General features: G+C 63.8%; 20 protein-coding genes. 11 read left to right on the top strand and 9 right to left on the bottom strand.

Translation table 11 applies throughout. From position 1 onward, the window contains the following. Positions 1-379 precede the first annotated feature (379 nt). Both GEMMAAP_RS14000 and GEMMAAP_RS13995 read right to left on the bottom strand, forming a co-directional pair. Entirely contained in the window at positions 380-1,222 is an 843-nt protein-coding gene (locus GEMMAAP_RS14000) for a hypothetical protein (protein WP_075071530.1), read from the bottom strand. A gap of 700 nt (positions 1,223-1,922) precedes the next feature. Next, positions 1,923-2,798 (bottom strand): alpha/beta fold hydrolase, encoded by an 876-nt coding sequence (locus tag GEMMAAP_RS13995; RefSeq protein ID WP_053333733.1) that lies wholly within the window; start codon positions 2,796-2,798, stop codon positions 1,923-1,925. A gap of 74 nt (positions 2,799-2,872) precedes the next feature. Between GEMMAAP_RS13995 and GEMMAAP_RS13990 the strand changes: the two genes are divergently transcribed. Both GEMMAAP_RS13990 and GEMMAAP_RS13985 read left to right on the top strand, forming a co-directional pair. After that, positions 2,873-3,376, top strand: coding sequence for a MarR family winged helix-turn-helix transcriptional regulator (locus tag GEMMAAP_RS13990; protein WP_053333734.1), 504 nt, complete (start codon positions 2,873-2,875; stop codon positions 3,374-3,376). An 808-nt stretch (positions 3,377-4,184) separates the two neighbouring features. After that, positions 4,185-4,439 carry a hypothetical protein gene (locus tag GEMMAAP_RS13985; RefSeq protein WP_026848694.1) on the top strand — a complete coding sequence of 85 codons (255 nt, stop codon included), beginning with the start codon at positions 4,185-4,187 and terminating at the stop codon, positions 4,437-4,439. A gap of 108 nt (positions 4,440-4,547) precedes the next feature. Here GEMMAAP_RS13985 and GEMMAAP_RS13980 read toward each other — a convergent pair whose 3' ends face one another. Further along, positions 4,548-5,030: a DUF4440 domain-containing protein gene (locus GEMMAAP_RS13980; RefSeq protein ID WP_053333735.1), complete on the bottom strand. Its 483-nt coding sequence runs from the start codon at positions 5,028-5,030 to the stop codon at positions 4,548-4,550. Positions 5,031-5,237: 207 nt separating this feature from the next. On the opposite strand from GEMMAAP_RS13980, the gene GEMMAAP_RS13975 reads away from it, so the two are divergent. Further along, the gene (locus GEMMAAP_RS13975; protein ID WP_082821336.1) at positions 5,238-7,322 is read left to right on the top strand and encodes a heavy metal translocating P-type ATPase; all 2,085 of its coding nucleotides are present in this window, start codon (positions 5,238-5,240) and stop codon (positions 7,320-7,322) included. A gap of 43 nt (positions 7,323-7,365) precedes the next feature. Here GEMMAAP_RS13975 and GEMMAAP_RS13970 read toward each other — a convergent pair whose 3' ends face one another. The 6 genes from GEMMAAP_RS13970 to GEMMAAP_RS13945 form a co-directional block, all read right to left on the bottom strand. Continuing rightward, the gene (locus GEMMAAP_RS13970) at positions 7,366-7,875 is read right to left on the bottom strand and encodes a nuclear transport factor 2 family protein (protein WP_026848695.1); all 510 of its coding nucleotides are present in this window, start codon (positions 7,873-7,875) and stop codon (positions 7,366-7,368) included. Between the two features lies 1 nt (position 7,876). Beyond that, positions 7,877-8,251 carry a copper homeostasis periplasmic binding protein CopC gene (gene copC, locus GEMMAAP_RS20605; protein ID WP_026848696.1) on the bottom strand — a complete coding sequence of 125 codons (375 nt, stop codon included), beginning with the start codon at positions 8,249-8,251 and terminating at the stop codon, positions 7,877-7,879. Between the two features lie 73 nt (positions 8,252-8,324). Beyond that, positions 8,325-9,377: a M56 family metallopeptidase gene (locus tag GEMMAAP_RS13960; RefSeq protein WP_026848697.1), complete on the bottom strand. Its 1,053-nt coding sequence runs from the start codon at positions 9,375-9,377 to the stop codon at positions 8,325-8,327. After that, positions 9,370-9,816 (bottom strand): BlaI/MecI/CopY family transcriptional regulator, encoded by a 447-nt coding sequence (locus tag GEMMAAP_RS13955; protein ID WP_053333736.1) that lies wholly within the window; start codon positions 9,814-9,816, stop codon positions 9,370-9,372. The genes GEMMAAP_RS13960 and GEMMAAP_RS13955 overlap by 8 nt, the downstream gene beginning before the upstream one ends. Then, positions 9,813-11,180, bottom strand: a complete 1,368-nt coding sequence (locus tag GEMMAAP_RS13950; protein WP_026848698.1) for a copper oxidase — start codon at positions 11,178-11,180, stop codon at positions 9,813-9,815. Before GEMMAAP_RS13950 ends, GEMMAAP_RS13955 begins: the two co-directional genes overlap by 4 nt. A gap of 14 nt (positions 11,181-11,194) precedes the next feature. Further along, a complete protein-coding gene (locus GEMMAAP_RS13945; RefSeq protein ID WP_158514867.1) occupies positions 11,195-12,568 on the bottom strand; it encodes a TolC family protein in 1,374 nt (457 codons plus the stop codon). Positions 12,569-12,785: 217 nt separating this feature from the next. Here GEMMAAP_RS13945 and GEMMAAP_RS13940 point away from each other — a divergent pair, with 217 nt between their 5' ends. The 8 genes from GEMMAAP_RS13940 (at position 12,786) to GEMMAAP_RS13905 (ending at position 21,782) form a co-directional block, all read left to right on the top strand. Next, the gene (locus tag GEMMAAP_RS13940) at positions 12,786-13,712 is read left to right on the top strand and encodes a sirohydrochlorin chelatase (RefSeq protein ID WP_026848700.1); all 927 of its coding nucleotides are present in this window, start codon (positions 12,786-12,788) and stop codon (positions 13,710-13,712) included. A 109-nt stretch (positions 13,713-13,821) separates the two neighbouring features. After that, complete coding sequence (locus GEMMAAP_RS13935; RefSeq protein ID WP_026848701.1) at positions 13,822-14,259, top strand: hypothetical protein; 438 nt, start codon at positions 13,822-13,824, stop codon at positions 14,257-14,259. Between the two features lie 196 nt (positions 14,260-14,455). After that, on the top strand, positions 14,456-15,781 hold the full coding sequence (locus tag GEMMAAP_RS13930; RefSeq protein ID WP_158514866.1) for a TolC family protein: 1,326 nt from the start codon (positions 14,456-14,458) through the stop codon (positions 15,779-15,781). Continuing rightward, positions 15,778-17,274, top strand: coding sequence for an efflux RND transporter periplasmic adaptor subunit (locus tag GEMMAAP_RS13925; RefSeq protein WP_026848703.1), 1,497 nt, complete (start codon positions 15,778-15,780; stop codon positions 17,272-17,274). Before GEMMAAP_RS13930 ends, GEMMAAP_RS13925 begins: the two co-directional genes overlap by 4 nt. A gap of 10 nt (positions 17,275-17,284) precedes the next feature. Next, positions 17,285-20,380 carry an efflux RND transporter permease subunit gene (locus tag GEMMAAP_RS13920; RefSeq protein WP_026848704.1) on the top strand — a complete coding sequence of 1,032 codons (3,096 nt, stop codon included), beginning with the start codon at positions 17,285-17,287 and terminating at the stop codon, positions 20,378-20,380. Next, the gene (locus GEMMAAP_RS13915; RefSeq protein ID WP_145979149.1) at positions 20,377-21,081 is read left to right on the top strand and encodes a HupE/UreJ family protein; all 705 of its coding nucleotides are present in this window, start codon (positions 20,377-20,379) and stop codon (positions 21,079-21,081) included. The genes GEMMAAP_RS13920 and GEMMAAP_RS13915 overlap by 4 nt, the downstream gene beginning before the upstream one ends. Before the next feature lie 138 nt (positions 21,082-21,219). Next, on the top strand, positions 21,220-21,525 hold the full coding sequence (locus GEMMAAP_RS13910; protein ID WP_145979148.1) for a hypothetical protein: 306 nt from the start codon (positions 21,220-21,222) through the stop codon (positions 21,523-21,525). Then, complete coding sequence (locus GEMMAAP_RS13905; RefSeq protein WP_026848706.1) at positions 21,525-21,782, top strand: hypothetical protein; 258 nt, start codon at positions 21,525-21,527, stop codon at positions 21,780-21,782. The genes GEMMAAP_RS13910 and GEMMAAP_RS13905 overlap by 1 nt, the downstream gene beginning before the upstream one ends. The last annotated feature ends 2 nt before the right edge of the window (positions 21,783-21,784 follow it).

The following is a 21,784-nucleotide window of genomic DNA, read 5'->3' as shown; positions in this document are numbered from 1 at the left end:
TTGGAGGCGCTGGCGTTGACCGCCATTACCGTGACGACTGTACCCGCGAGAGTTGCGTCTATCGCCTTTCAACTTGGCCGAAAAGCCAAGCCACTTGGCAAAAACCGCAAATCGGCGTCGCTACAATGCTCGGCAGCTCGACTCTGGATCAGAAGGTTCCTGGTTCGACCCCAGGAGGGGCAATCGCAAGCGCCGCCGTCACTTAGGTGATGGCGGCGTTTGTGTTTTGCGGGCCAATGCGTCCATTCCTGGTTCCTGTTTGTCAGAGCATTCCTGGTTTCCGCCCGGCATCGCCCACTCCTCCTACGTGCGGTGGCCACGCGGACGACGGGTGATGCGGGGCTTCACGGCGGCTTCGCAGTCTACGGACCGTTCGTGATCATGAAATCTTTCGGCGAAAGTATGGCCCAATCGGGAGGCTGATGGGCTCCAGGTACGCCTCGAAAGCCGGTAGGGCGCGCATCATCTCTGGCGTGTCGAGCGGCAGAGGCGTTTCAGTCAATTGGAGGAATACGCCGTCGTTTGGAAGCGGCGACACACGGAACACCGGCGCTTCCGCGGTGATGCGCTGGAGTCCGCCAAGCTCTTTGGCCAAGTGACTTCCCAGCATGATGCCCCAGTGAGCGCCGACAATGCGCTCACCTAGCGTGTTGCGAAGCGGATACGTCAGACGAAAGCGATCAATGGTATGTTCGAGCGTTTCGGGGATCATCGGGTTCCCAGGAGTGACGCTCGCCTCAATAGTCAGATACAACCGCTCACTTGCACAGTGGATGTAGCCGTATTGCGCAGACGGCCACCGACCAAACATGTCCAGCATCTCGCGGACGAATACCCAAACATTGATCGGTGCAAACGGGTTGGTGCGGAGAAGACCCATTTCTCCGAGGTAGGGCAAATTGCTGCTATCCTGGCCTGTCCGACCGCGCAAGAACCCCATCTCGATATAGTCGTAGTTCTCGCGGTCGTACACATTGGCCGCCACGTTAGTGAGTGAGACTAGTTCAGCTGGTGGAGGGCCGTGCCATGCCTTCTGCACGGAACCGTATCCGAGATACTTGCGGTTGAGGCTCTGTGTAGGACGACCCACGAGCAATGAAACGGGCTCGCAAGGCGCCACAGCGGACAGCATGTTGGGCAGCAACTGTTCCGGCTCAATGTCATTCGGCCCAAAGAATACGAAGCAGCCAAGGTGCCTCTTTTGCGTCTGGATGGTACCCACTGGATACGGTTCCCGGCTTTCAGCCTATGATGCGTAGACGGTGCTTATTAGCTGGAAGGCACAGCGTAAGTTCGGACTGGTCGCTCAGTGAGAATAGTGTACTCTCTCAGATTGATTGTCTCTATGTGGTCTGCCCCCCGGGTCCTGGTCCAGCCGGACTCACTCTATGCGGGGCGGGAGTCGATGGCGGTCGTCGCCACGGTGGCCCGGAAGTGGGCCGTAGACCGAGTAGGCAGAGGCATGTTGGCCGTCGCGCTGGCAGCGGCCTTCGTTCTGCGCACAGGCTAACGCCGATTAGCGGCAGGTCTCGATTATGATCGCGCGCGGCATCCAGTTGCTCTCCTTCAGCTCGCCCCCTACGTGGAGGGACACCGCTTCCGCTACGGAGTACATCACCACCGTAGCTTGACCCCAGGTTTTCTTACGCTGATCGGTACTCGGAACGCGGACAACTCAAGCCAGACTACTGATGCCGAAGAGCGCACGAGTTGGCAGATACGCACTCGAGCTTGGTCGAACAGTTAAATCGCTTGGCAAAAAGGCAAGTTCGCGCCTGCTCGACGCTTCGCAGATCGACTCTAAAGGAGAAGCTTCCTGGTTCGACCCCAGGAGGGGCAATTGCAAGCGCCGCCGTCACTTACGAGTGATGGCGGCGTTTGTGGTTACGGCGGTTAATGGGCAAATCCGAGGGAAACGCGGGTCACATTGTCAATATCGAGCGAACCAACGCGGTGAACCGTTCAGGTTTCTCTTCTTGCGGCCAGTGGCCGGATTCCTCGAACGGGTGCACTACGGCATGTGGCAGCGCGACTCGCCAGCCGTCCAGAATGGACGGCGGTAACGTTCCGTCCTTCATTCCCCACACGACGTGCGTCGGTACGGTGGCTAGGCGCTGTCGCTTGGCGTAGAGATCGTCGAAGAACGCGGCGCTTAACTTCAGGGATCGCGCCAAAGCGTACAGCACCCGTTCTCGTGCCTCCGGATCTCGGAATGGTGCGAGGTACTGCGCATGGATTGACGGGGTGAGGGCCGCGCGGTTGCCGTAGGCCTTTGGCATCAGCAGGCGCTGTGACGCATTCGCGTACCGATAGAGCCAGCGGCCCAGCATCCCCTGAACCAAGTTGATTTGCCTACGCAAGGCCGGATCGCGCGCCATGTCCCAGCCCCAACTGTTGGTCACGATGAGTCGGCGGCAGGACTGCGGATCGGCGAGCACGGACGGCAGCGTGATGGGTCCGCCAAAATCGTGTACGATCATGGCGTAAGGCAACGTGCCGACCACCGTCTCGTGCCACCGGCGAAAACGTTCGGCGTGCGCCTCGGGGGTGTAGGCCACGCCTTTGGGACGCTCTGACAAACCAAATCCAAGATGGTCGACCGCCAGCAGACGGAACTGGGGTCGGAGCGCGTGAATGACGTGGCGCCATTCCAGGCTCCAGGTGGGTGTGCCGTGAACAAGGATGATCAGGGGACCATCCCCCTCGTCGACGTAGTGCATTCGACCATCGGGGTCGGTGTACTCGCGCGGGTGGTATGGCCACTGCTCGCGGTCGAGCCAATCGGGAGTTGTCATCATGGTCAATTGGTAAATGGCATTTACTAAAAAGACAATGGGGTTGTCTAATGTCTCGGAAGCAGTACCCTTCAGGAATGCCGCAAACACCTCTGAAGCAGCCCAACTTCGCCCTCGCGCTACTTACCGCTGCTCGCCAGTGGGACGAGCTCGCCCAAGCGGTTGTGAATCTCGAGCTGGGGGAGGCCATCGCTCGCCCGGCCCTCATGCGCCTCTTGCCATGGCTCGAAGCTGGGCCGGCACGGGTTACCGACCTCGCGCGCCAAGCCGATGTCTCCAAGCAGGCAGTTGGGCAAGCCTTGAGCGGATGCGAGGCTCGCGGTTGGGTCGCATACTCACCCGACCCGTCGGACGGGCGCGCCACTCTCGTCAGCTTGACGTCGGCCGGATATGAAGCCGTCGCACACGGACGCGCCGTCCTCGCGCGCATCGAGGCAATGATTGCAGACGCCCTCGGCGCCGAACGCGTCACGGCGCTCGGTGCTGATCTGCAGCAGGTTTCCGCGATCCTCGCAACGCACTCGGCGCTGGCGTTTGTTTCCCCTCCCACGGGAAGGGCTCGGCGCCAGCGCGGACGGTGATGGGTGACTGTCGCGATATGGAGGCCGACACCGCCACTCCGTTGGCACTGAAAATCTGGTGGTCAGCAGTTGGCATGTGGGTGTGAAATCGCTCGGAAACATCACGAGCCGATCTGCCCCTGCGAACTCGGACGGCGAGCGTAGTCCCTTGGTTTATCCATCGTCGAAAACGTCGGTTGTTTGTGGTCTTCCACACTTCGCGTGCGTCACTACGCCGTTCCGAACGCGAAATCCGCAACGCGTCGCTGACGCCGCGACACATGAGCGACTCTGGATCAGAAGGTTCCTGGTTCGACCCCAGGAGGGGCAATTACAAGCGCCGCCGTCACTTACGAGTGATGGCGGCGCTGGTGCGTTGTGGAGTGGGGTAAGGCGACTCCTGGTTCGGCTGCGATGCTTCTTCCGGGTCGGATGGACGCTCTGTTTGACATGCCACCACGCTGGAATACCTGACGGCTTCTACGACACTGTCCATGTCCATAGTTCAAGAACACTGGACGCGGAGCCTATTCTGCCGTTCACGCCCGCTGTGGTGTCCCGTACGTGTTTGCGCCGACGCCACGGGCCGAGGTGCGTGGTGTTCCATCGGCACATGCCGCCGCGCCATCGCTGGCCGTCAATTTCACTGGGGCCGGCGCCTATGTCTGGCCGTCAGCAGAGGGGCGCGCTCGCGATGAAACGCTCGAGCCACTATATGCGAGAGCCGTGCACACCGCGACGACGAATCCGCCACAGTACGAGCTCTTCGCACTGGTAGGCGCACAACGCGCAGCAGGTTCGACGTACGGCCGCCTTGCGAGACGGTGCCGTGAATGAGTTCGTCTTTGTCGGCGGACTGATGGTGCCGTTCTTCATCACCGACCGTGGACTACATCGTCTGCGTCCCATCGACGACGTAGACGTCGTCGGTGAGTACCGCAGCAGAAACGCTTATGACGAGTTCGTACAGCCGCTGCCTGCGCTTGGATTTCGCGTGGACCAATCACCGGGCGCACCGGTCTGGTACCCCCTCGTCATGGCTACCTCTGTTTCGGTGGACCTGCCTGAACCCCTGGCGTTGTGAGCCGTGCTGCGCGCCCGGCCAAAGATGCCAGCAACGAGGCTCCGGCAACCACGCAGCGTCGCACGCGTTACAGACAGCTGCGTCGGTCTCCAACAGCCTGCTGATATCTCATGCTCGGCGCCGCCGCGAGGACCAGTGCACGGCGCGGATGGTCCACCCTGTTCCCGACTTCGACAGCAGCATGAGTTCGGCCATGTCTGAGCCATTCGAGCCGTCCGCATTGGTGGCCGGCGTCGCCGTTTTCGTGACCACGTAGGCGACCTCGCCAATCACGGTAACGCGCAGCACCGTCTTGGTGCGCTTCGCCCCCTGACCGGCTTTCATATCGGCGGCCAGATGGTGGCCCACATAATCCGCCCGCGATTCAATCACGCCGCTCTCCAAAATGAGCGCGTCGTATGCCAGCAACGACACGGCGGTCACGGAGTCGTGTGCCGACAGCGCCTGGTGAAATCGTTCGACCGTCGCGGCCGCGGCCGCGGAGTCACTCGGCGAAGCTGGCGTGGCCTGAGCGCGAACGCGCGGCGCGAGTCCGCCGAAGCAGAGCGCCAGTGCAATCAGGCAGGATGGGCGAGTCAGGCGGAAGGGCATGGTTGGCGGGCAGAAGAATATGAGAGACGCGTCACGCCGTGGACTTTACGGTCCGTAAAGCGGCATGGCAACTGGGCTATCGGCAGCGCGGAGTGGGAGCAGGTGCCCGTACGGGCTGGCGGGCCCGGCTTTACTCAGCGTAAAGCCACTAGCTTGAAAGAGAACGGCCGCACACAATGTGTCCCTCATAACGGGTTGAAGCACAGAATGACGGATGCTCACACGGCTCATCACCATCAGTCGGCAGACACGCAGACGGTGTCGCACTCGTCGCATGCCGCAGGCGGTATGGCTGGCACCGACCACGGCGCGCATGACAAGCATGCCGGCCACTCGGTCGACATGTTCAAGAACAAGTTCTGGCTCTCGCTGGCGCTGACGCTGCCGACACTGGTCTGGGGGCACATGCTCCAGAACGCGCTGGGTTATACCGCGCCGGTTTTTCCCGGCGCCAGATGGATCCCGGCGATATTTGGCACGGCCGTCTTCGCGTACGGCGGCTGGCCCTTCTTGCGAGGAGCACGGCAAGAGATCGCGGACCGCGTCCCAGCGATGATGACGCTGATCGCGCTCGCTATCAGCGTGGCCTTCGCGTTCAGCGCGGCCGTCGTGCTCGGCTTCCCCGCCATGCCGCTGTGGGAAGAGCTGGCGAGTCTGGTGACCATCATGCTGCTGGGACACTGGCTCGAAATGCGCTCGGTCTCGCAGGCGCAGGGCGCACTCGGCGAACTGGCAAAACTGCTTCCATCTTCAGCGACGCGCGTGCACGGAGCGGGCACCGATGAGCGGCTGGAGGAGGTGCCGGTGGCCGCGCTTCACGATGGCGACATCGTGCTGGTGCGCCCGGGCGCCAATGTGCCGGCAGATGGAGTTGTGAGGGCTGGCAGGAGCGCGGTGAACGAAGCGCTAATCACCGGAGAGTCTGCGCCGGTCGAGAAGGCGGAGGGCGCCACGGTCATTGCTGGTGCGATAAATGGGGCGGGATCGCTGCGGGTGGAGGTCACAGGGACGGGTGACCACACCGCACTTGCGGGGATCATGCGGCTGGTTGCCCAAGCACAAGCGTCGCGTTCGGGCGCGCAGATGCTTGCCGACCGCGCGGCGTTCTGGCTGACGTGGATTGCCATTGGCGCAGGCGCCGTGACGTTCGTGGCATGGTTGGCGAGCGGTGCAACGATGGCTACAGCGGTCGAGCGACTGGTAACCGTGCTGGTGATCAGCTGCCCGCACGCGCTTGGACTGGCGGTGCCGCTGGTCCTCGCCATCTCGACCACGCTTGGCGCGCAGAGCGGGCTACTGGTACGAGATCGTCGTGGATTGGAGGAGGCGCGGAACCTCACGACCGTGGTGTTCGACAAGACCGGTACGTTGACACTCGGTCAGCATCGCGTGGTCTCAATGAAAACGGCGGTGGGCCTTGGCGAGGACGAGGCGCTGCGCCTTGCTGCGGCCGTGGAACGCGATGCCGAACACCCGGTGGCACGTGCCATTGTCACGAGCGCCGCTGAGCGCAAACTCGAAGTGCCCGCGGCCACGAATTTTGAGTCCATACCAGGTCGCGGCGTGCGCGCGGTGGTCAACGGCCGACAGCTCGAGGGGGGCGGGCCCAATCTACTGGCCAGCCTCGGGATTTCGCCGACTGCAGAGTTGCAGACGTATACGGAGACCGTGATGGCCGCCGGACAAGGCGTCATCTATCTAGTGGAGTCGGGACGCACTATCGCGGCGTTCGCCGTGGCCGATGCGGTGCGACCGGAATCTGCCGAGGCGGTGAAGCAATTGCACGCGGCCGGTATCGAGGTCGTCATGATGACCGGCGATGCACAGACCGTTGCCGACGCGGTTGCGCGTGAGCTCGGCATTGACACGGTGCTGGCTCAGGTCCTTCCCGAGCAGAAAGCAGCAAACATCGAACGGCTGCAGAAGCAGGGGAAGCGCGTGGCGATGGTGGGAGACGGAGTGAATGATGCACCGGCGCTCGTTTCGGCCGACGTGGGCATCGCCATTGGCGCAGGGACCGATGTCGCCGTTGAGGCGGGTGACGTAGTGCTCGTGCGCAGCGATCCCCGCGATGTGCCGCGCATCGTCAGCCTGTCGCGCGCGACCTATCGGAAAATGGTGCAGAACCTCTGGTGGGCGGCCGGCTACAATATCGTGGCCATTCCGCTAGCCGCCGGCGTCCTCGCGCCATGGGGCATCGTGCTCACACCAGCGATTGGTGCGGTGCTCATGTCGTTCAGCACCATTATTGTGGCGCTCAACGCGCAACTGCTCCGTCGCGTGCGGCTGTAGTACGCGACGGAGGGTATGCATTCCGCCAACCTCGCCCCCTACGCTACTGCGGCATGGGCGGGTCATTGGGCCGCCGGGCACGAGAGGCCGTGTGCGAATGCCGCACAACCCACCGCGCCTTGTCGCCGCTGCCCGCTCGTTCCAGCACGTAGGTTCCGCGTCCAAAGTTATCGATGGTCCGGGTGCCTTCTTTGGCCTGCAGCGCATAACTCACCGTGGCCCAGGCGAGGTTTCCCTCCACTCGCGTGGTGATGTCGATGGGACGGTACTTGAAACCGGTCATCTCTTTCAGTTCAGGCCCGAGATGATGGTCGCGGTAGTCCTTCCACCCCCGATTGATACCGGCACTCTCAAACACCGTGAGGCTGTCACCGGCGTACAACGTATCGAGCGCGGCCAGGTCGGCGCGTTCGGCCGCTGCAAACACCGCACGAATAACAGCGGTGGCCTGCTGAATGGAACGATTGGCCGATTGTGCAGAAGCGCTGGATGACACCGTCATCGAACCGAAGGCCACAGCTCCCAACATGAGCGTTGCAAGGCGCATCGTCATCTTATTTCACGCTGAACACAAACGAGCCGCCCATCGGGTGACCGTCTGGACCGGCCACACGGTACTTCACCGTGTACGATCCCGCGACTAACGGCTTGGTTACCGGGACCAGCACCGTCTCTGGGGTCTGCGCGTCGGCCGACACGTCACCCAAGGCGGCCATCTCTTCTGTGCCGCGGAGCAACGTCACCTTGGCAATTTTGAGCTCGACCTTTTCCGAGAACGTGAGACGAAGTTCTTTGGGGGCGCTCACCGTGCTGCCAGCAGCGGGCAGTGAACTTTTCAATTTCGCGTGCGGAAGGACGGTTGCTGTCGCCAGGACAGGGAGGGCGGCGACAAGCAACAGTGACCGCGTGAATGCGCGACGGAGGGACATGGCGTGGAAATTGGCAGGAAGGAAGTGACGACGACTCCCTGAACCTATCCCTAGTTTTATGCCCAGTAAAGCGTCAGCTGCGTGCGTGTGGACAATCGGCAACACCGTCGGGGACAAGTGGCCCCGCCACTCCCCACCGACAGAACAAATGCCCCGCGGCGAACATGCCATCGTGCTCGCAATGCTGATGCGATGATGGATGTCCCGGCGCGTTGGGCAGATCGTGCACATCGACCACGCCGGACAATGTACTCACGGTGAGCGCCAGGGCCGCCACGACCACCGATGCCCCGCTCAGCCGTCCCTGAGGGCGGTATTCCTCGCCCACGAGCCGCCGCACACGCCGGTCGAGCAGGTCACGGCGGAGGAATGCGACGACCGTGAGGGACGACTCCGGCACCTTCCACCCCCCGAGTTTCACTAGGGCGCTCGCCACCGTGAGTGGGCCCGTCACCGCGCTCGCCGCGTCGTCCGCGATGATCTCCGCTTCATCGGCGATGTCCTCCGCGATAGCGCGAAGGGCAGGGACCCAGAAAAGCGCACGAGCCATCAGGCGGAGCGCAAGGAAACGCATCGGATCGCGTCGGCGAACGTGCGCGGCTTCGTGCGCGAGAACGGCAACCACCTCTTCGGTGGACAGCGAATCCTCGCCCACCATGAGCGCTTCGGCCACATAGACGCGGGGGCGCAGCCACGGCCCAGCCGTGAATGCCGGAATGGGGAGTCCGGCGATCACCAGCACCTCATGCGCATCGAGCCCACTCCGCGTGGCGAGCGCGATTTCTGCGTGCGCAAGGCGGCGTACCGGGAGTCCCGCGAGGACACGCCGCGTGTGGAGTGCCTTCTTCGCGGTCTCCCCAATCGCCCACACGAAACCTGCCGCCACCAGCACATGCAGCAGATGGTGCGCCGGCGACAGGAGCTCATGCAGCGCAATGAGACAGAGGGCGCCGATGTGATCGCTCCCCGACAGCGGTCGTTCCGCCGCGCCGAGCAGGTGCGTGCCGATGACCGGCACGAGCGACAGCACGAGGATGCTCGCCAGACCGATGATCAGGAGCCGTTGATACCGACGCTCCCCCACCACGGTACCTGCCCGAAGCCACGGCCGTCGTTGATCAACCACGACGGCGGCGCGCCTCTTCGACAAGGGCCGCGAGATGATCCAGTTGCGCTGGGTCGCGCTCCGCCAGCACGTCCACAAAGCACGCGGCGAGTCGCTCGGGTGCAAAGTCGATGACGCCTTCCACCATTCGCCGGGATGCGACATCATGGAAATCGGCGGCCGAAATGGCGGCGGCATAGTGCAGCAACCCGCCAATTTTCCGGCGCGTGAGGATGCGCTTCTCCACGAGCTTGTTCAACACAGTGACCACCGTGAGCAGCGCGACCTCGTGCTCGTCGATGATCATCTCGTGCACGGTGCGCGCCGTCGCCGGCATATCCAGCTGCCAGACAACGGTGAGCAGCCTGGCCTCGAGATCACCGAGCACCTTCGCCACTCCCTCAGCGGAAAGTCGCACCGCATCACCCATCTTCGGGAGCGGAGCTTTGCGCGCGCTCACGACTCGTCTCCGGGTGGATGATGATGCGCGTGTCCCGCCGGCTTTGCCTTGAACTCCGGCAGCGTTATGCGGTCGCGCTGCAGTTCCTGCGGCGTGGCTTCGCGCGCCTGCGTCCCTTCCGGCGCCTGCCACCACGATGTCTCGTCGCCCGGACGCACACGTTCGCGCACCTTCATCACCGTGAACATGCCACCCATATCGATATAGCCATGGGGACCGGGGGCGCCCATCATGGGCGTGCTGTTCTTCGGCACCGGCATCCCCATCTCGGCCATATCCCCCATGCCGTCGTGTCCCATGGTCATGTACGACGGGATAACCGGCTGCACGGCCTTGTCGATCATCTCCGCGTCGGCGCCGAGCATGCTGATGCCGTTGTGTCCCATCTGCGTCATGGTGTGATGCGACATGTGGCAATGCAGCGACCAGTCACCGGGATTGTCAGCCACGAACTCCATGGTGCGCGTGCTGCCGACCGGCACCAGCTGGGTTACCTCCGGCCAGCGGGCGGACTGCGGAATATCTCCTCCGTCAGTCGCCACCAGTGTCCACGTGTGACCGTGAATGTGGATGGAGTGGTGGCTCATGGCGCTCAAATTGCCCAGACGGATGCGTACGAACTCATTGCGCTCAACCATCAGCGGCGCCGTTCCGGGATACGCCTTGCCGTTGAACGTCAGCACGTTGAACTCGAGCATCTCGTTCGGGTCGGGACGACGGGCGCCCGGGAGGACCTTCCACTCGCCCGACAGGAGCACAAAATCCCGGTCCGGGCGGCGCGTGGGAGCGACTCGAGGGTGGATGATGAACATCCCCATCATGCCGAGTGCCTGCTGCGTCATCTCGTCACGGTGCGAGTGATACATGTACGTACCGTGCTGGCGCAACGTGAACTCGTATCGGAACGTGCTCTGCGGCGGAATTGGTGCCTGGCTGAGCCCTGACACACCGTCCATACCAGACGGCAGGATGATGCCGTGCCAGTGTACACTGGTCGCGGCCGGGAGCGCGTTGGTCACGTAGATGCGCACGCGGTCCCCCTCGACGGCCTCGATGGTGGGACCGGGGGTACTGCCGTTGAAGCCCCAGCACTGCGCCTGGAGCCCGGGAGCGAACTCGTGCTCGACCGGCGCCGCGATCAGGTGAAAGACCTTCACGCCGTCCACGATCTTGAACGGCAAGGTAGACCCGTTGGGGGTGATGACCGGCGTGTAGTCGCGTCCTGGGCGTCCGGGCGCGAAGATCGTCCCGTCATCATGGGAGACGGTCGTGCGGGTGGCCGCAGAGGCCGTGGCGGGTAGCCCGAACAGGGCACCACCCGCGACTGCCCCGAGGCTCGATGTCAGCAATCGGCGACGGTCCATCTTTGACATGTCACTCATGGCAGGCTGGTCCCCACGGCACGCTCCAACTGGATACGTGCCTTCCAATAGTCACTGAGCGCCTCGATATACCCTTGTCCGGCGTTCAGTTCCCCCTGTCTGGCCTGCAGCAGACCAAAAACGCTCACGGCCATGGCGTTGTACTGCAATTGCGCCTCTTCGGTGACACGTCGCCGCAACGGTACCACGCGTGACCGATACTCATCGAATCGCTCGCGCGCCGCCGTCAGCAGCGCGTGCGCCGCACGCACATCGGCACGCATCGACAAGGTCAGCGCCTCGTGCCTGGCGGTGGCGGCGCGCAGTGCGCTCTGTGCGCGCAGCATTCGGGCCTGCCCACGGTCGAAGAACGGCAGCGGAATTGAGAAGCCCGGGCCACTCTCGAATGGACCGCCGTCTTCTCCCTCTCCGGCGAAGGAGAGTGTACCATCGGGGAGCAACCGGAAGCGATTCGTGAGCCCCAACGCCTTGCCGGCCGCATTCACATCCTGAAGCGCCGCCGCGAGATCCAGTCGGCTGCGAGCCGCCAGCGCCACGAGCGTATCTTCGGTGGGATCGTTCGCTGGAAGGTCAGGGAGCCGCTCCGGCAGTACGAGGGCCGCCCCGGTTGTTGAAACGCCGAGCGCGCGCACGAGGCGCTCCCGGCTCGACTGACTTTCGCCGCGGGCCTCGATGGCGCCGGCCTGGAACTCCGACGCGGCCGCGCGTTCGTTGACGAGATCGAGATCCTTGAGGTTGCCGGCGGCGTGGATGGCTGTGGCGGCGGTCGCCGACGCTGCTGCCGCCGCCTGCGCCCGATCACGGATCTCGCGGATCTGCGCTGCCGCAACCGCCTCCACCAAACTGTGTCTCACCTCGACCACCTGCTGGAATACTTGATCGGCCACACGTAATCTGGCACCGGTCAACTGCGCCTCGGCGACACGACGTCGCATCGGCAGTGACAGCAGATCGATAAACGATTGGGCGATGCCGAACTCCTGAAACCGCCCCGCGGTAAATCGCTCCAGTGTTACCACCGGGTTGGCAACGAGCGCCGCCTGCACCACGTCGGCGCGCGCGAGACCAAGCTCGGCGTACGTCGCCCGCAGGGCGGGGTGGGAGATCAGGGCGATGCGCACCGCCGTTTCGGGGGTGAGGGGCGCGGCCAGCAGCTTCGCCACGGTGTCCGCGCCAATGGCGGCTCCGAACTCGGAACGACTGGGAACCACAACACCGGCGCGCTCGCGCAGCAGGTCGTCAACGGCGGAAACATCGCGCTGTAGCGAGCCATGGGCGCAAGCGCCGAAGACCGGAGCCAGCGCTGCCGCGAGTACCGCACGGGGCAGGGGCCGACGCAGGCGACGGCAGGAAGGTCGAAAAAGGTGCACGGAAGGCATGAGGGGGACGGCCTGGTGTCGAACGCTTTACTGAAGATAAAAGGATGGTGCGCCCAACGGTTCCCCCTTACCACGGCAGCAAAGTGGAACGGCGTGATCGTGCTCCAGATTAATCCGATTGACTTTGTCGGGATTGATGATAATACTCAACTTTCGCCTGTTGAGAGACATTCTCAACAAGAAACGGTCAATCCATGAGTTCCCCATCATGACTTCTCTGATTTCACGGATTCCTCTGCGCAGTGTCCGTCGCGCCTGTGCCATTGTCGCTCTGCTGCTGCCCCTGCCAGCGGCCGCGCAGAGCATTGGAACCATTGTCGTTGCCCACGGTGGCGACTCGTTGTGGAATGCCACCGTGCGCCACAGTGTCGCCGGTGCACAAACGGGCGGTCCGGTCGAAATCAGCTTCCTGATGGGTCCGGAAGCACCGCGTGCCCGCTTCCAGGACGCTGTGGCGCGCTTGGAGGCGCAGGGAGTCACGCGCATTGTGGTCGTGCCACTGCTGGTCTCCAGCCATAGCGGGCACTACGACCAGATCCGCTACCTGGCGGGCGACTCCGTTCAGCTCGACGATCAGATGACGCACCACTTGCACATGAGCGGTATCGAGCGTCCTACCAGCAAAGTGCCCCTGCACATGGCCAAGGCGTTGGATGCATCGCCAGAGGTGGCGCGCATCCTGACTGATCGCGCGCTCCTGCTTTCAAAAACGCCCAACACGGATGCGCTGTTCATCGTGGGGCACGGCCCCAACTCGGCAGAGGACTACGCCGCGTGGATGGACAATCTCCGACCGGTGGCCGATTCAGTGAAAGCATGGACTGGCTTCCGCGACGTGCGTGTCGACATGGTGCGCGATGATGCGCCGGCGCCGGTTCGCGCCGAGGCAGTAAGACGAGTACGGGAACTCATTGAGCTGCAGCACCTCGCGACCGGGCGCAATGTCATCGTGGTGCCGGTGCTGGTGTCGAAGGGAAGTGTGAGTCGGGACAAGGTGCCCAATGACATCCGCGGGACACCGAGCATTTATGCGGGCGAGCCATTGGCGCCGCACCCGGCGCTCGCGCGCTGGGTAGAGCGACGGGTGCGCGAAAGCGTAGGGGAAGCGCGCGTGACGCACGTCCGTTTGCCGTAAACACGAGGTCTCTCCGTAAAGGACCAGTGCGGGCATCGTGCTCGATGTGGCAATGCCCGTTCCTTGGCTCGGTATACCTATAAACGCGTTGCGGTGTACATTTTCCTCCATGGCCCGCTCCGCCTGGTCCCGCTGGACCCTTATCGTGCTTGCCTTTGTGGCTGGCTTCGCGTCGCCCGGCCTCGCCGTGGCGCACGGCGTAGCGCACGCGCACGGCGCGGAACATCACGGGCATCGCGCCGAGCATCACCATGAGCATCATGGTGACCATTCCAGCAACGCCGACAACGACTACGACGGCGCAACGCTGAGCGAGCAGGATCACGGACATGCGCACGGGCACGCCCGCGTCGTGTCCATTGCCACCGGCAAGCCAGATATCCGGAGTGCGCTCGAGGCGCCGGTCTTGGTTGGCGCAGCCGCTGTCGATAAAGCGATCGCCACGCATGAACGTCCCGCGCTGTCGCGATGGGACATCGTGTCGCTTGCACGCCCCGCGCCAAACACCGGTCCTCCGCCCGCTCTTCGAGCTCCACCCACCTGCTGACGTCCCCGTCACGCGTCGTGCGCCCATTGTGCACCGATGCGTGACCCGTACACGGTCGCGCCCGCGCGCGACTGTCCCCGAGGGATGCGACACGCGCATATGGCCGGCGTCGTAGGGCCCACGGGAACGTCAGCCCATGGTACTCGTGGTCTCGTTTCTCTGGAGCCAACCGGTTTGCGCCGCGGCGCTTCTCCTCTTGAGTCTCAGCGCGCGGCAACTGCCGGCGCAGGATCGTACCGCCGTCACAGAGCGCGCGGAACTGCTGTCATTGCGCGACGCGCGCACGGCGGCGCTTCGTCTCGATCCCGCAGTTCGCTCGGCGAAGGAAGCGGTGGTCGTGGCCGCCGCCCGCGAACGACAGTCGGCGGCGTTTCCCAATCCCAGCCTGGCGTATGGGCGTGAACAAACGTCACGTGTTGGTCAGTCCAATGCACAGGACATTGCCCAGATCGAGTGGCCGTTGGACGTCGCCGGGCAGCGTTCGGCGCGTATCGTAGCTGCGCGACTGCGCGTGGAGGTAGCGGAAGCCCGCCTTGCCGGCAGTACGCAAGCGATCGACGCGGAGTTGGTTCGCGTCTACATCGAGGCAATGAGTGCGGAACATCGGATACACCTTGCCGATGCCGCCTTACGAACGGCCCGCGAGGCCCAGCGCGTGGGGAATGAGCGGGTGCGCGCAGGTGATGTGGCAGCCTACGTGGATCGACGTCTGCGACTGGAGGTGGGGCGGTATGCCGCCCGCCGTGCAGAGGCCGCCATGCAGGCACGTGCTGCTCGTGAGCAGCTGGCGTTGCTCACCGGGGTATCGGCCGACCGTATTGCCGTCCCCACGGTTGCACCAGGTGACACTGCGAGCACAGCCTTTACCTCCTTGCTCGCTACTATGCTCAACAACCTGGCGTTGCCGTCCTCGACGTTGGCCGAAACGAGCGACTCGCTGGTGGGGCGGGCCCTCGCGGCGAGAGCCGACGTTATTGGTGCAGGGCGCGAGGTCCAAGCGGCGCTGGCTGATGCACGGCTCGCTGCGCGCGAACGTGTGCCCATGCCAGCGCTGTCCGCGGGTTACAAGGGTGAGCGTGTACAAAGTGGAGCGAGCAGCGGCGTTTCGCTGTACGGCTTTGTCGCGGGATTTTCGCTGCCGCTGCCGCTGTTCGACCGACGCGTGGGCGCTGTTGCTGCGGCCGATGCAACGGCGCGCCAGACTGGCGCTGAGGCCGATCTTGTACGACGTCGCGTGACGCGTGAGGTGACGGAGGCGTTCACTGCCCTGCGTGGCGCACAAGCAGAGTACGCACTGTTGCAGCCCTTTGCAGGTGCCGAGTCGCGCCTCGCGCTCCGGGCGGTGCAGGCGGCGTATGCGGAAGGCGAAATCACGCTAGCCGAATGGCTTGAGGCCGTGCGTGCCTGGCAGGAAACCGAGCTTACTCTGCTGACCCTCACGACAAATATCGCGCAGCGACGCGTGGCACTCGCTCGCGCGGCAGGCGTGCCTCTCTTCTCCACTCTCGAGTCAATCCGATGACCGGCCGCTCTTTTCTCTATTTCCTGGCGCTCTTCGGCACTACTGCCTGTGGAACATCGACACCAGAGGCTACCGAGGGCGCGGCAGATGAACCGGCCGGTGGCGCCATTACCCAGTGGACCGACAGCACCGAACTGTTCATGGAGCATCCGGCGCTGATCGTGGGCGCGCCCGACAAGTTTGCGGTGCATCTCACCGATCTCACGGATTTCACACCGCTTCGTTCGGGACGCATCACGCTGACCTTCACGCCGCGCGGCGGTGGCGCGCCGCTGGTGGTGGTGCAGGAGGCTCCACGTGCCCCCGGCATCTATGGCCCGAGCCCCACGTTCACGCAGGCAGGGGTCTACGATCTCGTCATTCGCGTGGAGAGCCCGCAGGCACGCGACAGCCTGTTCGTTCCCGGGCTCACGGTGTACGCGAACGCCGCTGCGGCGCCGCGAGATTCGGGCGGTGCGGAGAGCGGGATCGCGTTCCTGAAAGAACAGGCGTGGAAAACGCCGGGCTTTCGTTCGGCATTTGCCACTGCGGGAGAACTGGCAGGGAGCTTCGAGGCGCCCGGTATGATCGAGGCGGCCGCCGGTCGCTTTGCGCAGGTGAGTGCGCCCATTGCCGGGCTGATCGATGCAGCCGGTGTCGTCAACGCGCCGGCGCCAGGCAGCCGCGTGTCGCGTGGACAAACGCTTGCGCTGTTGTCCCCCTCGATCGGCGATGCGGGGAGCGCGGCCTACGCAGAGGCCCGCGCCCGGTTGCGTGAGGCGGAAGACGAGTATGCGCGCGCCACTCGTCTGCTCGCGGTGGAAGCCGTACCGCAGCGACGGGTACACGAAGCCGAGATTCGTCTGGCTGCGGCGCGCGAGGCGCTGGCGGGATACAGTGGGGGAGCACTCACAGAGGGCGGTCGGGTCGCGGTGCGTTCGCCGTTGACCGGCGTTATCGCTGACCGTCGCATCATGCCCGGTAGTCGCGTCGACGCAGGAGCATTGTTGTTTACCGTGATCGATCCGTCGGTGGTGTGGCTGCGTGTGAACGTTCCGGCGGCGCAGGCAGCAAACGTATCGCGTACATCGGGTATGGAGTTCCGTGTGGAGGGGTCGGACCGTATCTACCAGGCCCGCCGAATGGTATCACTCGGCAGTGTCATCGATTCCGTCTCTCGCTCCGTGCCGCTGCTGCTGGAAGTGGCCAATGCAGATGCCTCCCTCAAGATTGGCGCTGCTGCGCGCGTGTTTGTGCAGACGGGACAACGAGAGGCCGGTGTCGTCATACCTGCCTCGGCGGTACTCGACGAAGACGGCCGATCCATCGCGTATGTGCAGACCGAAGGAGAAAGCTTCGAGAGACGGGTGCTCGACCTTGGTGCGCGTCAAGGAGAGCGCGTGTCGGTGCGCAGCGGTATTCTCGCCGGAGAGCGCGTGGTGACGGGAGCGGCGTATCAGGTGCGACTGGCGTCGCTGTCTACGGCCGTGCCAGCGCACGGTCACGAACATTGAGGCGCCTCGCATGTTGAATCGCCTGATTGCCTGGGCGCTGGCCAACCGCGTCATCGTGTTGGCCGTCTCGGGCGTGATGCTCGTTGCTGGTGCATGGACGGCATGGCAGATGCCCGTGGACGTCTTTCCCGACCTCACGGCGCCCACCGTTACGGTGCTCACCGAAGCCCATGGGATGGCACCGGAGGAGGTGGAGGCGCTCGTGTCCTTCCCCATCGAGACCTCGGTAAATGGAGCGACCGGTGTGCGACGCGTGAGGTCGTCCACCGCGCAAGGCATTTCGGTGGTGTGGGTGGAGTTCGATTGGGGCACGGACATCTTCCGCGCCCGTCAGATCGTGGCCGAGAAGCTGCAGACCGTCGCGGCGGCCCTACCTGCGGGCATTTCCGCGCCGGTGCTGGCGCCGGTGTCCAGCGTGATGGGGGAAATCCTCATGATTGGCCTTACCGGCAGCCAGTCGCCAACGGAGCTGCGTACGGTAGCCGATTGGACCATACGCCGTCGCCTGCTGGCAGTGCCGGGGGTGGCGCAGGTCATTCCCATTGGCGGCGCGGTGAAACAGTATCAGGTGTTGGCTGATCCGGCGCGCATGATGCGGGCCGGTGTGTCGCTCGAGCAGGTGGTACGCGCGGCGCGTGGCTCAAATGCCAACGCATCGGGTGGCGTGTACATGGATCGCGGACAGGAATACGTGATTCGCGGAATTGGGCGCGTGCAATCGGTCGCGGATATTGCCAGTACCGTGGTGGCGGTGCGCGGGGGCACGCCGGTTACGCTGGGGCAGGTGGCCGATGTGACCGTTGGTGTCGCCCCCAAGTTTGGCGACGGCAGCGTGAACGCGCAGCCGGGCGTGGTGCTGGCCGTACAGAAGCAGCCGGGGGCAAACACGCTGGAGCTCACCGCACGCATTGAGCGCGAGCTTGCCGCCCTGCAGACCACGCTGCCCGCCGGCATGAAGGTGCATACGGAGCTGTTCCGCCAGGCCGGCTTCATCCGGGTGGCGGTGGACAATGTGGTGAAGGCCCTTCGCGACGGGGCGGTGCTTGTAGTGATCGTGCTCTTCCTTTTTCTCTGGAACGCACGGGCCACGGCGATCTCCGTGGTCGCTATCCCACTGTCGCTCGTGGTAGCCATCTTCGCCATGAAGCTGCTCGGCATCAGCATCAACACCATGACACTCGGCGGCATGGCTATCGCCATCGGCGCGCTGGTGGACGATGCCATCATTGACGTGGAAAACGTCTTCCGCCGCCTCAAGGAGAATCATCACCGGCCTCCCACGGAGCAGCGCCCAGCACTGCGCGTTGTGTACGACGCGTCGAAGGAGATTCGCGCGAGCATCGTGAACGCCACGCTCATCATCATCGTGGTGTTCCTCCCGCTCTTCTTCCTTGGCGGGGTCGAAGGACGATTGCTGCGTCCCCTTGGCTTTGCCTATGTCGTCTCCATTCTTGCCTCGTTGCTCGTCGCCGTGACCGTGACGCCGGTGCTGTGCGCCTACCTGCTGCCGAACTCGAGAGCGGTGCAGCGCGAGGAGGAGAGTGGGGTGGTCATCTGGCTCAAGGCGCGGTACGCCCGCGTATTGGTGGCCGTGCTCGCGCACCCCAGGCGCGTTCTCGGTGGAGCCCTCGGGACGTTTGCGTTGAGCCTCGCGGCGGTTCCGCTGTTGGGATCGGCCTTTCTGCCGGAGTTCAACGAGGGCGCGCTGACTGTGTCGGTCGTGACGGTCCCCGGGACCTCGCTCGAGGAGTCAAGCGCCATCGGACAGCGTGTGGAGCAGATGCTCAAAGCAAAGCCGGCGGTCATCAACACCGACCGCCGCCAGGGGCGCGCCGAGCTTGACGAACATGCTCAGGGTGTGAACGCCGCCGAAATTGACGTGACGTTGCGTGACGGCGCCGACAAGGAACAGCTGTTTGAGGAACTCCGTGACGAGTTCACGGCCATCCCGGGCACCAACGTCACGATCGGTCAACCCATCGGTCACCGCATCGACCACATGCTGTCCGGCACGCGGGCAAACATCGCCGTCAAGCTGTTCGGGCCCGATCTCTATCAGCTCCGACAGATCGGCACGCAGATCCGTGATGTAATGGCCAATGTTCCCGGTGTGGCCGATCTCCAGCTTGAGCAGCAGTCGGACGTCCCACAGCTTCGCATCAAGGCCGACCGGGCGGCACTCGCGCGCTACGGCATGAGCGTGGGGCAACTTGCTGAGGCCATCGATGTGGCGCTCAATGGGGAAACGGTCTCGCAGGTGCTGGAGGAAGGGCGCAGTGTGGACCTCGTCGTTCGTTACCCTGAGGCGTACCGATTGAATGCCGAGGCAATCGCCGCAGTGTCCTTCGATACGCCAACCGGGCAGCACGTTCCCCTGTCGCAGCTCGCGACGGTGACCGTGGATCGCGGGCCGAACACCATCTCGCGCGAGAACGTGCAACGCAAGATTGTGGTGCAGGCGAACGTGGCGGGTCGTGATCTCGGCAGCACCGTTGCCGATATCGAGCGTGCCGTAAACGCGGGTGTATCCCTTCCGCGCGGGTACTTCGTGGAGTACGGGGGGCAGTTCGAGGCGCAGGCCGAGGCCACGCGCACGCTGGCGGTCTTGTCACTGCTCTCCGTTACCGCCATTTTCCTGCTCCTCTTCGCCGAGTTTGGCTCGGCGCGCACCGCCGGGTTGGTCATGGCCAACCTGCCGCTTGCTCTCATTGGCGGTGTGGTCGCAGTCCTACTCACCGGGCGCGTGGTCAGCATTGCTTCACTTGTGGGCTTCGTGACGCTCTTCGGCATCGCCACGCGCAATGGCATCCTGCTGGTGGCGCACTACCAGCACTTGCTCGCCGAAGGTGTGCCGTTCGCCGAAGCGGTTCGCCGTGGCTCACTCGAGCGGCTCTCGCCGATTCTCATGACGGCGCTGACGGCAGGGCTCGCACTTATCCCGCTGGCATTCGGTGGGGGCGAGCCCGGCAACGAACTGCAGACCCCCATGGCCATCGTGATTCTTGGCGGACTGATCTCCGCAACGGTGCTCAACATGATCGTGCTCCCCGCGTTGTACTGGTTGTACGGATCACGGCAAGTCCGGGCGGCAGAGGCGGTGTCATGATGAAATCATGGTCGGCGCGATGGGCGCTGCTGTTGACCGGCGCACTGATGATCGTGCTGCCGAGTGTCTTGCTGGCTCACGGCGTCTCGGTTGGCGATAAGGGCTACATCCAGGAGACGTTCGGTGTACGGCTGGTGCCGTTTCTCTACCTCGGCGCCAAGCACATGGTCACAGGCTACGATCACATTCTGTTTCTCTGTGGCGTCATCTTCTATCTCTACCGCCTGCGGGACATCGCGACCTATGTCACCCTCTTCGCGGTGGGGCATTCGAGTACACTCATACTCGGGGTCCTCACGAAGATCAGCGTGAGCCCATTCCTGATCGATGCCATCATTGGCTTTTCGGTCGCCTACAAGGCGTTGGACAATGTAGGCGCTTTTCAGAAGTGGTTTGGCGTTCAGCCCAATCCGCGCGTGGCCACCCTGGTGTTCGGCCTGTTCCACGGATTCGGGCTCGCGACGAAACTGCTCGATTTCGAGATGGATCCTGATGGCCTTGTTCAGAACCTGCTGGCCTTCAACGTGGGCGTCGAAGTGGGGCAGATGCTCGCTCTCATGGTGGTGCTGATTGCCATGAGCTATTGGCGTCGCTCGGCGTCGTTTCTTCGCAGTGGTTTCACGGCCAACATGCTGTTGCTGGTGGCCGGCCTCCTGCTCGTGGGGTATCAGCTCACGGGCTTCTTTACCGCCCAAACCTAGGGATTCGCCATGTTCGCATTTCTCTCCCAGTTGTTCATGGTCTCCGCGTCACTCGTCACCGCACCCTTAACGGTACCGTCGACGGTTCCGATGGACGGGATCGTTCGCACCACAGCGGTTCAGGTGAGACGCGACTCCATGACCGTCACCATCGAGCCGGCCAAGCGGATTGAGGTGAAGCTCGTGATGAAGAAGGGGCAGAAGGCCGATTTCGAGTGGGCTACAAACGGGGCTGAAGTGGGTTACAACCTGCACGGTGAGGTGCCCACCGACCCAACTGTAAAGGCCCACATCTACAAGCGTGGGTCATCGCGCGCCGAGAAGGGGCGTGTTGAGGCGGTGTTCGACGGTGTGCACGGCTGGTCCTGGCGCAACACGGGCGAGCAGCCGGTAACCATCACGGTAAAGGCGAGCGGGCAGTTCTCCGCGCTCAAGAAGATGTGATGACGACGCCGTCGCCAATCTCCGAGGGGCCAAGCCCCGCGTCGCTGCGTCGTGCCTCGCTGGTGGCGCTCATTATTGCCGCCGTGCTCGCCGTGACGACGGTGTTGCCTGCGGAATATGGGATCGACCCCACCGGGATCGGCCGCCGTCTCGGGTTGACCCAGATGGGTCGTCTCAAGCAGGAGCTTGCGAAGGAAGCCATCGAGGACGCGCGAGCGGACTCAGTGGCGGCGGCCGGTGATTCCGTAGAAAGCTGACC

Source organism: Gemmatimonas phototrophica, assembly GCF_000695095.2.
Taxonomy (GTDB): domain Bacteria; phylum Gemmatimonadota; class Gemmatimonadetes; order Gemmatimonadales; family Gemmatimonadaceae; genus Gemmatimonas; species Gemmatimonas phototrophica.
This window is presented reverse-complemented; position numbering and strand designations above follow the sequence as displayed.

Excerpts from the sequence above, each read along its gene's own strand:
- GEMMAAP_RS13995 (WP_053333733.1), bottom strand. The coding sequence starts at position 2,798 with ATGATGACAACTCCCGATTGGCTCGACCGCGAGCAGTGGCCATACCAC.
- GEMMAAP_RS13990 (WP_053333734.1), top strand. The coding sequence starts at position 2,873 with ATGCCGCAAACACCTCTGAAGCAGCCCAACTTCGCCCTCGCGCTACTT.
- GEMMAAP_RS13980 (WP_053333735.1), bottom strand. The coding sequence starts at position 5,030 with ATGCCCTTCCGCCTGACTCGCCCATCCTGCCTGATTGCACTGGCGCTC.
- GEMMAAP_RS13975 (WP_082821336.1), top strand. The coding sequence starts at position 5,238 with ATGACGGATGCTCACACGGCTCATCACCATCAGTCGGCAGACACGCAG.
- GEMMAAP_RS13970 (WP_026848695.1), bottom strand. The coding sequence starts at position 7,875 with ATGACGATGCGCCTTGCAACGCTCATGTTGGGAGCTGTGGCCTTCGGT.
- copC (WP_026848696.1), bottom strand. The coding sequence starts at position 8,251 with ATGTCCCTCCGTCGCGCATTCACGCGGTCACTGTTGCTTGTCGCCGCC.
- GEMMAAP_RS13950 (WP_026848698.1), bottom strand. The coding sequence starts at position 11,180 with ATGGACCGTCGCCGATTGCTGACATCGAGCCTCGGGGCAGTCGCGGGT.
- GEMMAAP_RS13940 (WP_026848700.1), top strand. The coding sequence starts at position 12,786 with ATGACTTCTCTGATTTCACGGATTCCTCTGCGCAGTGTCCGTCGCGCC.
- GEMMAAP_RS13935 (WP_026848701.1), top strand. The coding sequence starts at position 13,822 with ATGGCCCGCTCCGCCTGGTCCCGCTGGACCCTTATCGTGCTTGCCTTT.
- GEMMAAP_RS13925 (WP_026848703.1), top strand. The coding sequence starts at position 15,778 with ATGACCGGCCGCTCTTTTCTCTATTTCCTGGCGCTCTTCGGCACTACT.
- GEMMAAP_RS13920 (WP_026848704.1), top strand. The coding sequence starts at position 17,285 with ATGTTGAATCGCCTGATTGCCTGGGCGCTGGCCAACCGCGTCATCGTG.
- GEMMAAP_RS13915 (WP_145979149.1), top strand. The coding sequence starts at position 20,377 with ATGATGAAATCATGGTCGGCGCGATGGGCGCTGCTGTTGACCGGCGCA.
- GEMMAAP_RS13910 (WP_145979148.1), top strand. The coding sequence starts at position 21,220 with ATGACCGTCACCATCGAGCCGGCCAAGCGGATTGAGGTGAAGCTCGTG.
- GEMMAAP_RS13905 (WP_026848706.1), top strand. The coding sequence starts at position 21,525 with ATGACGACGCCGTCGCCAATCTCCGAGGGGCCAAGCCCCGCGTCGCTG.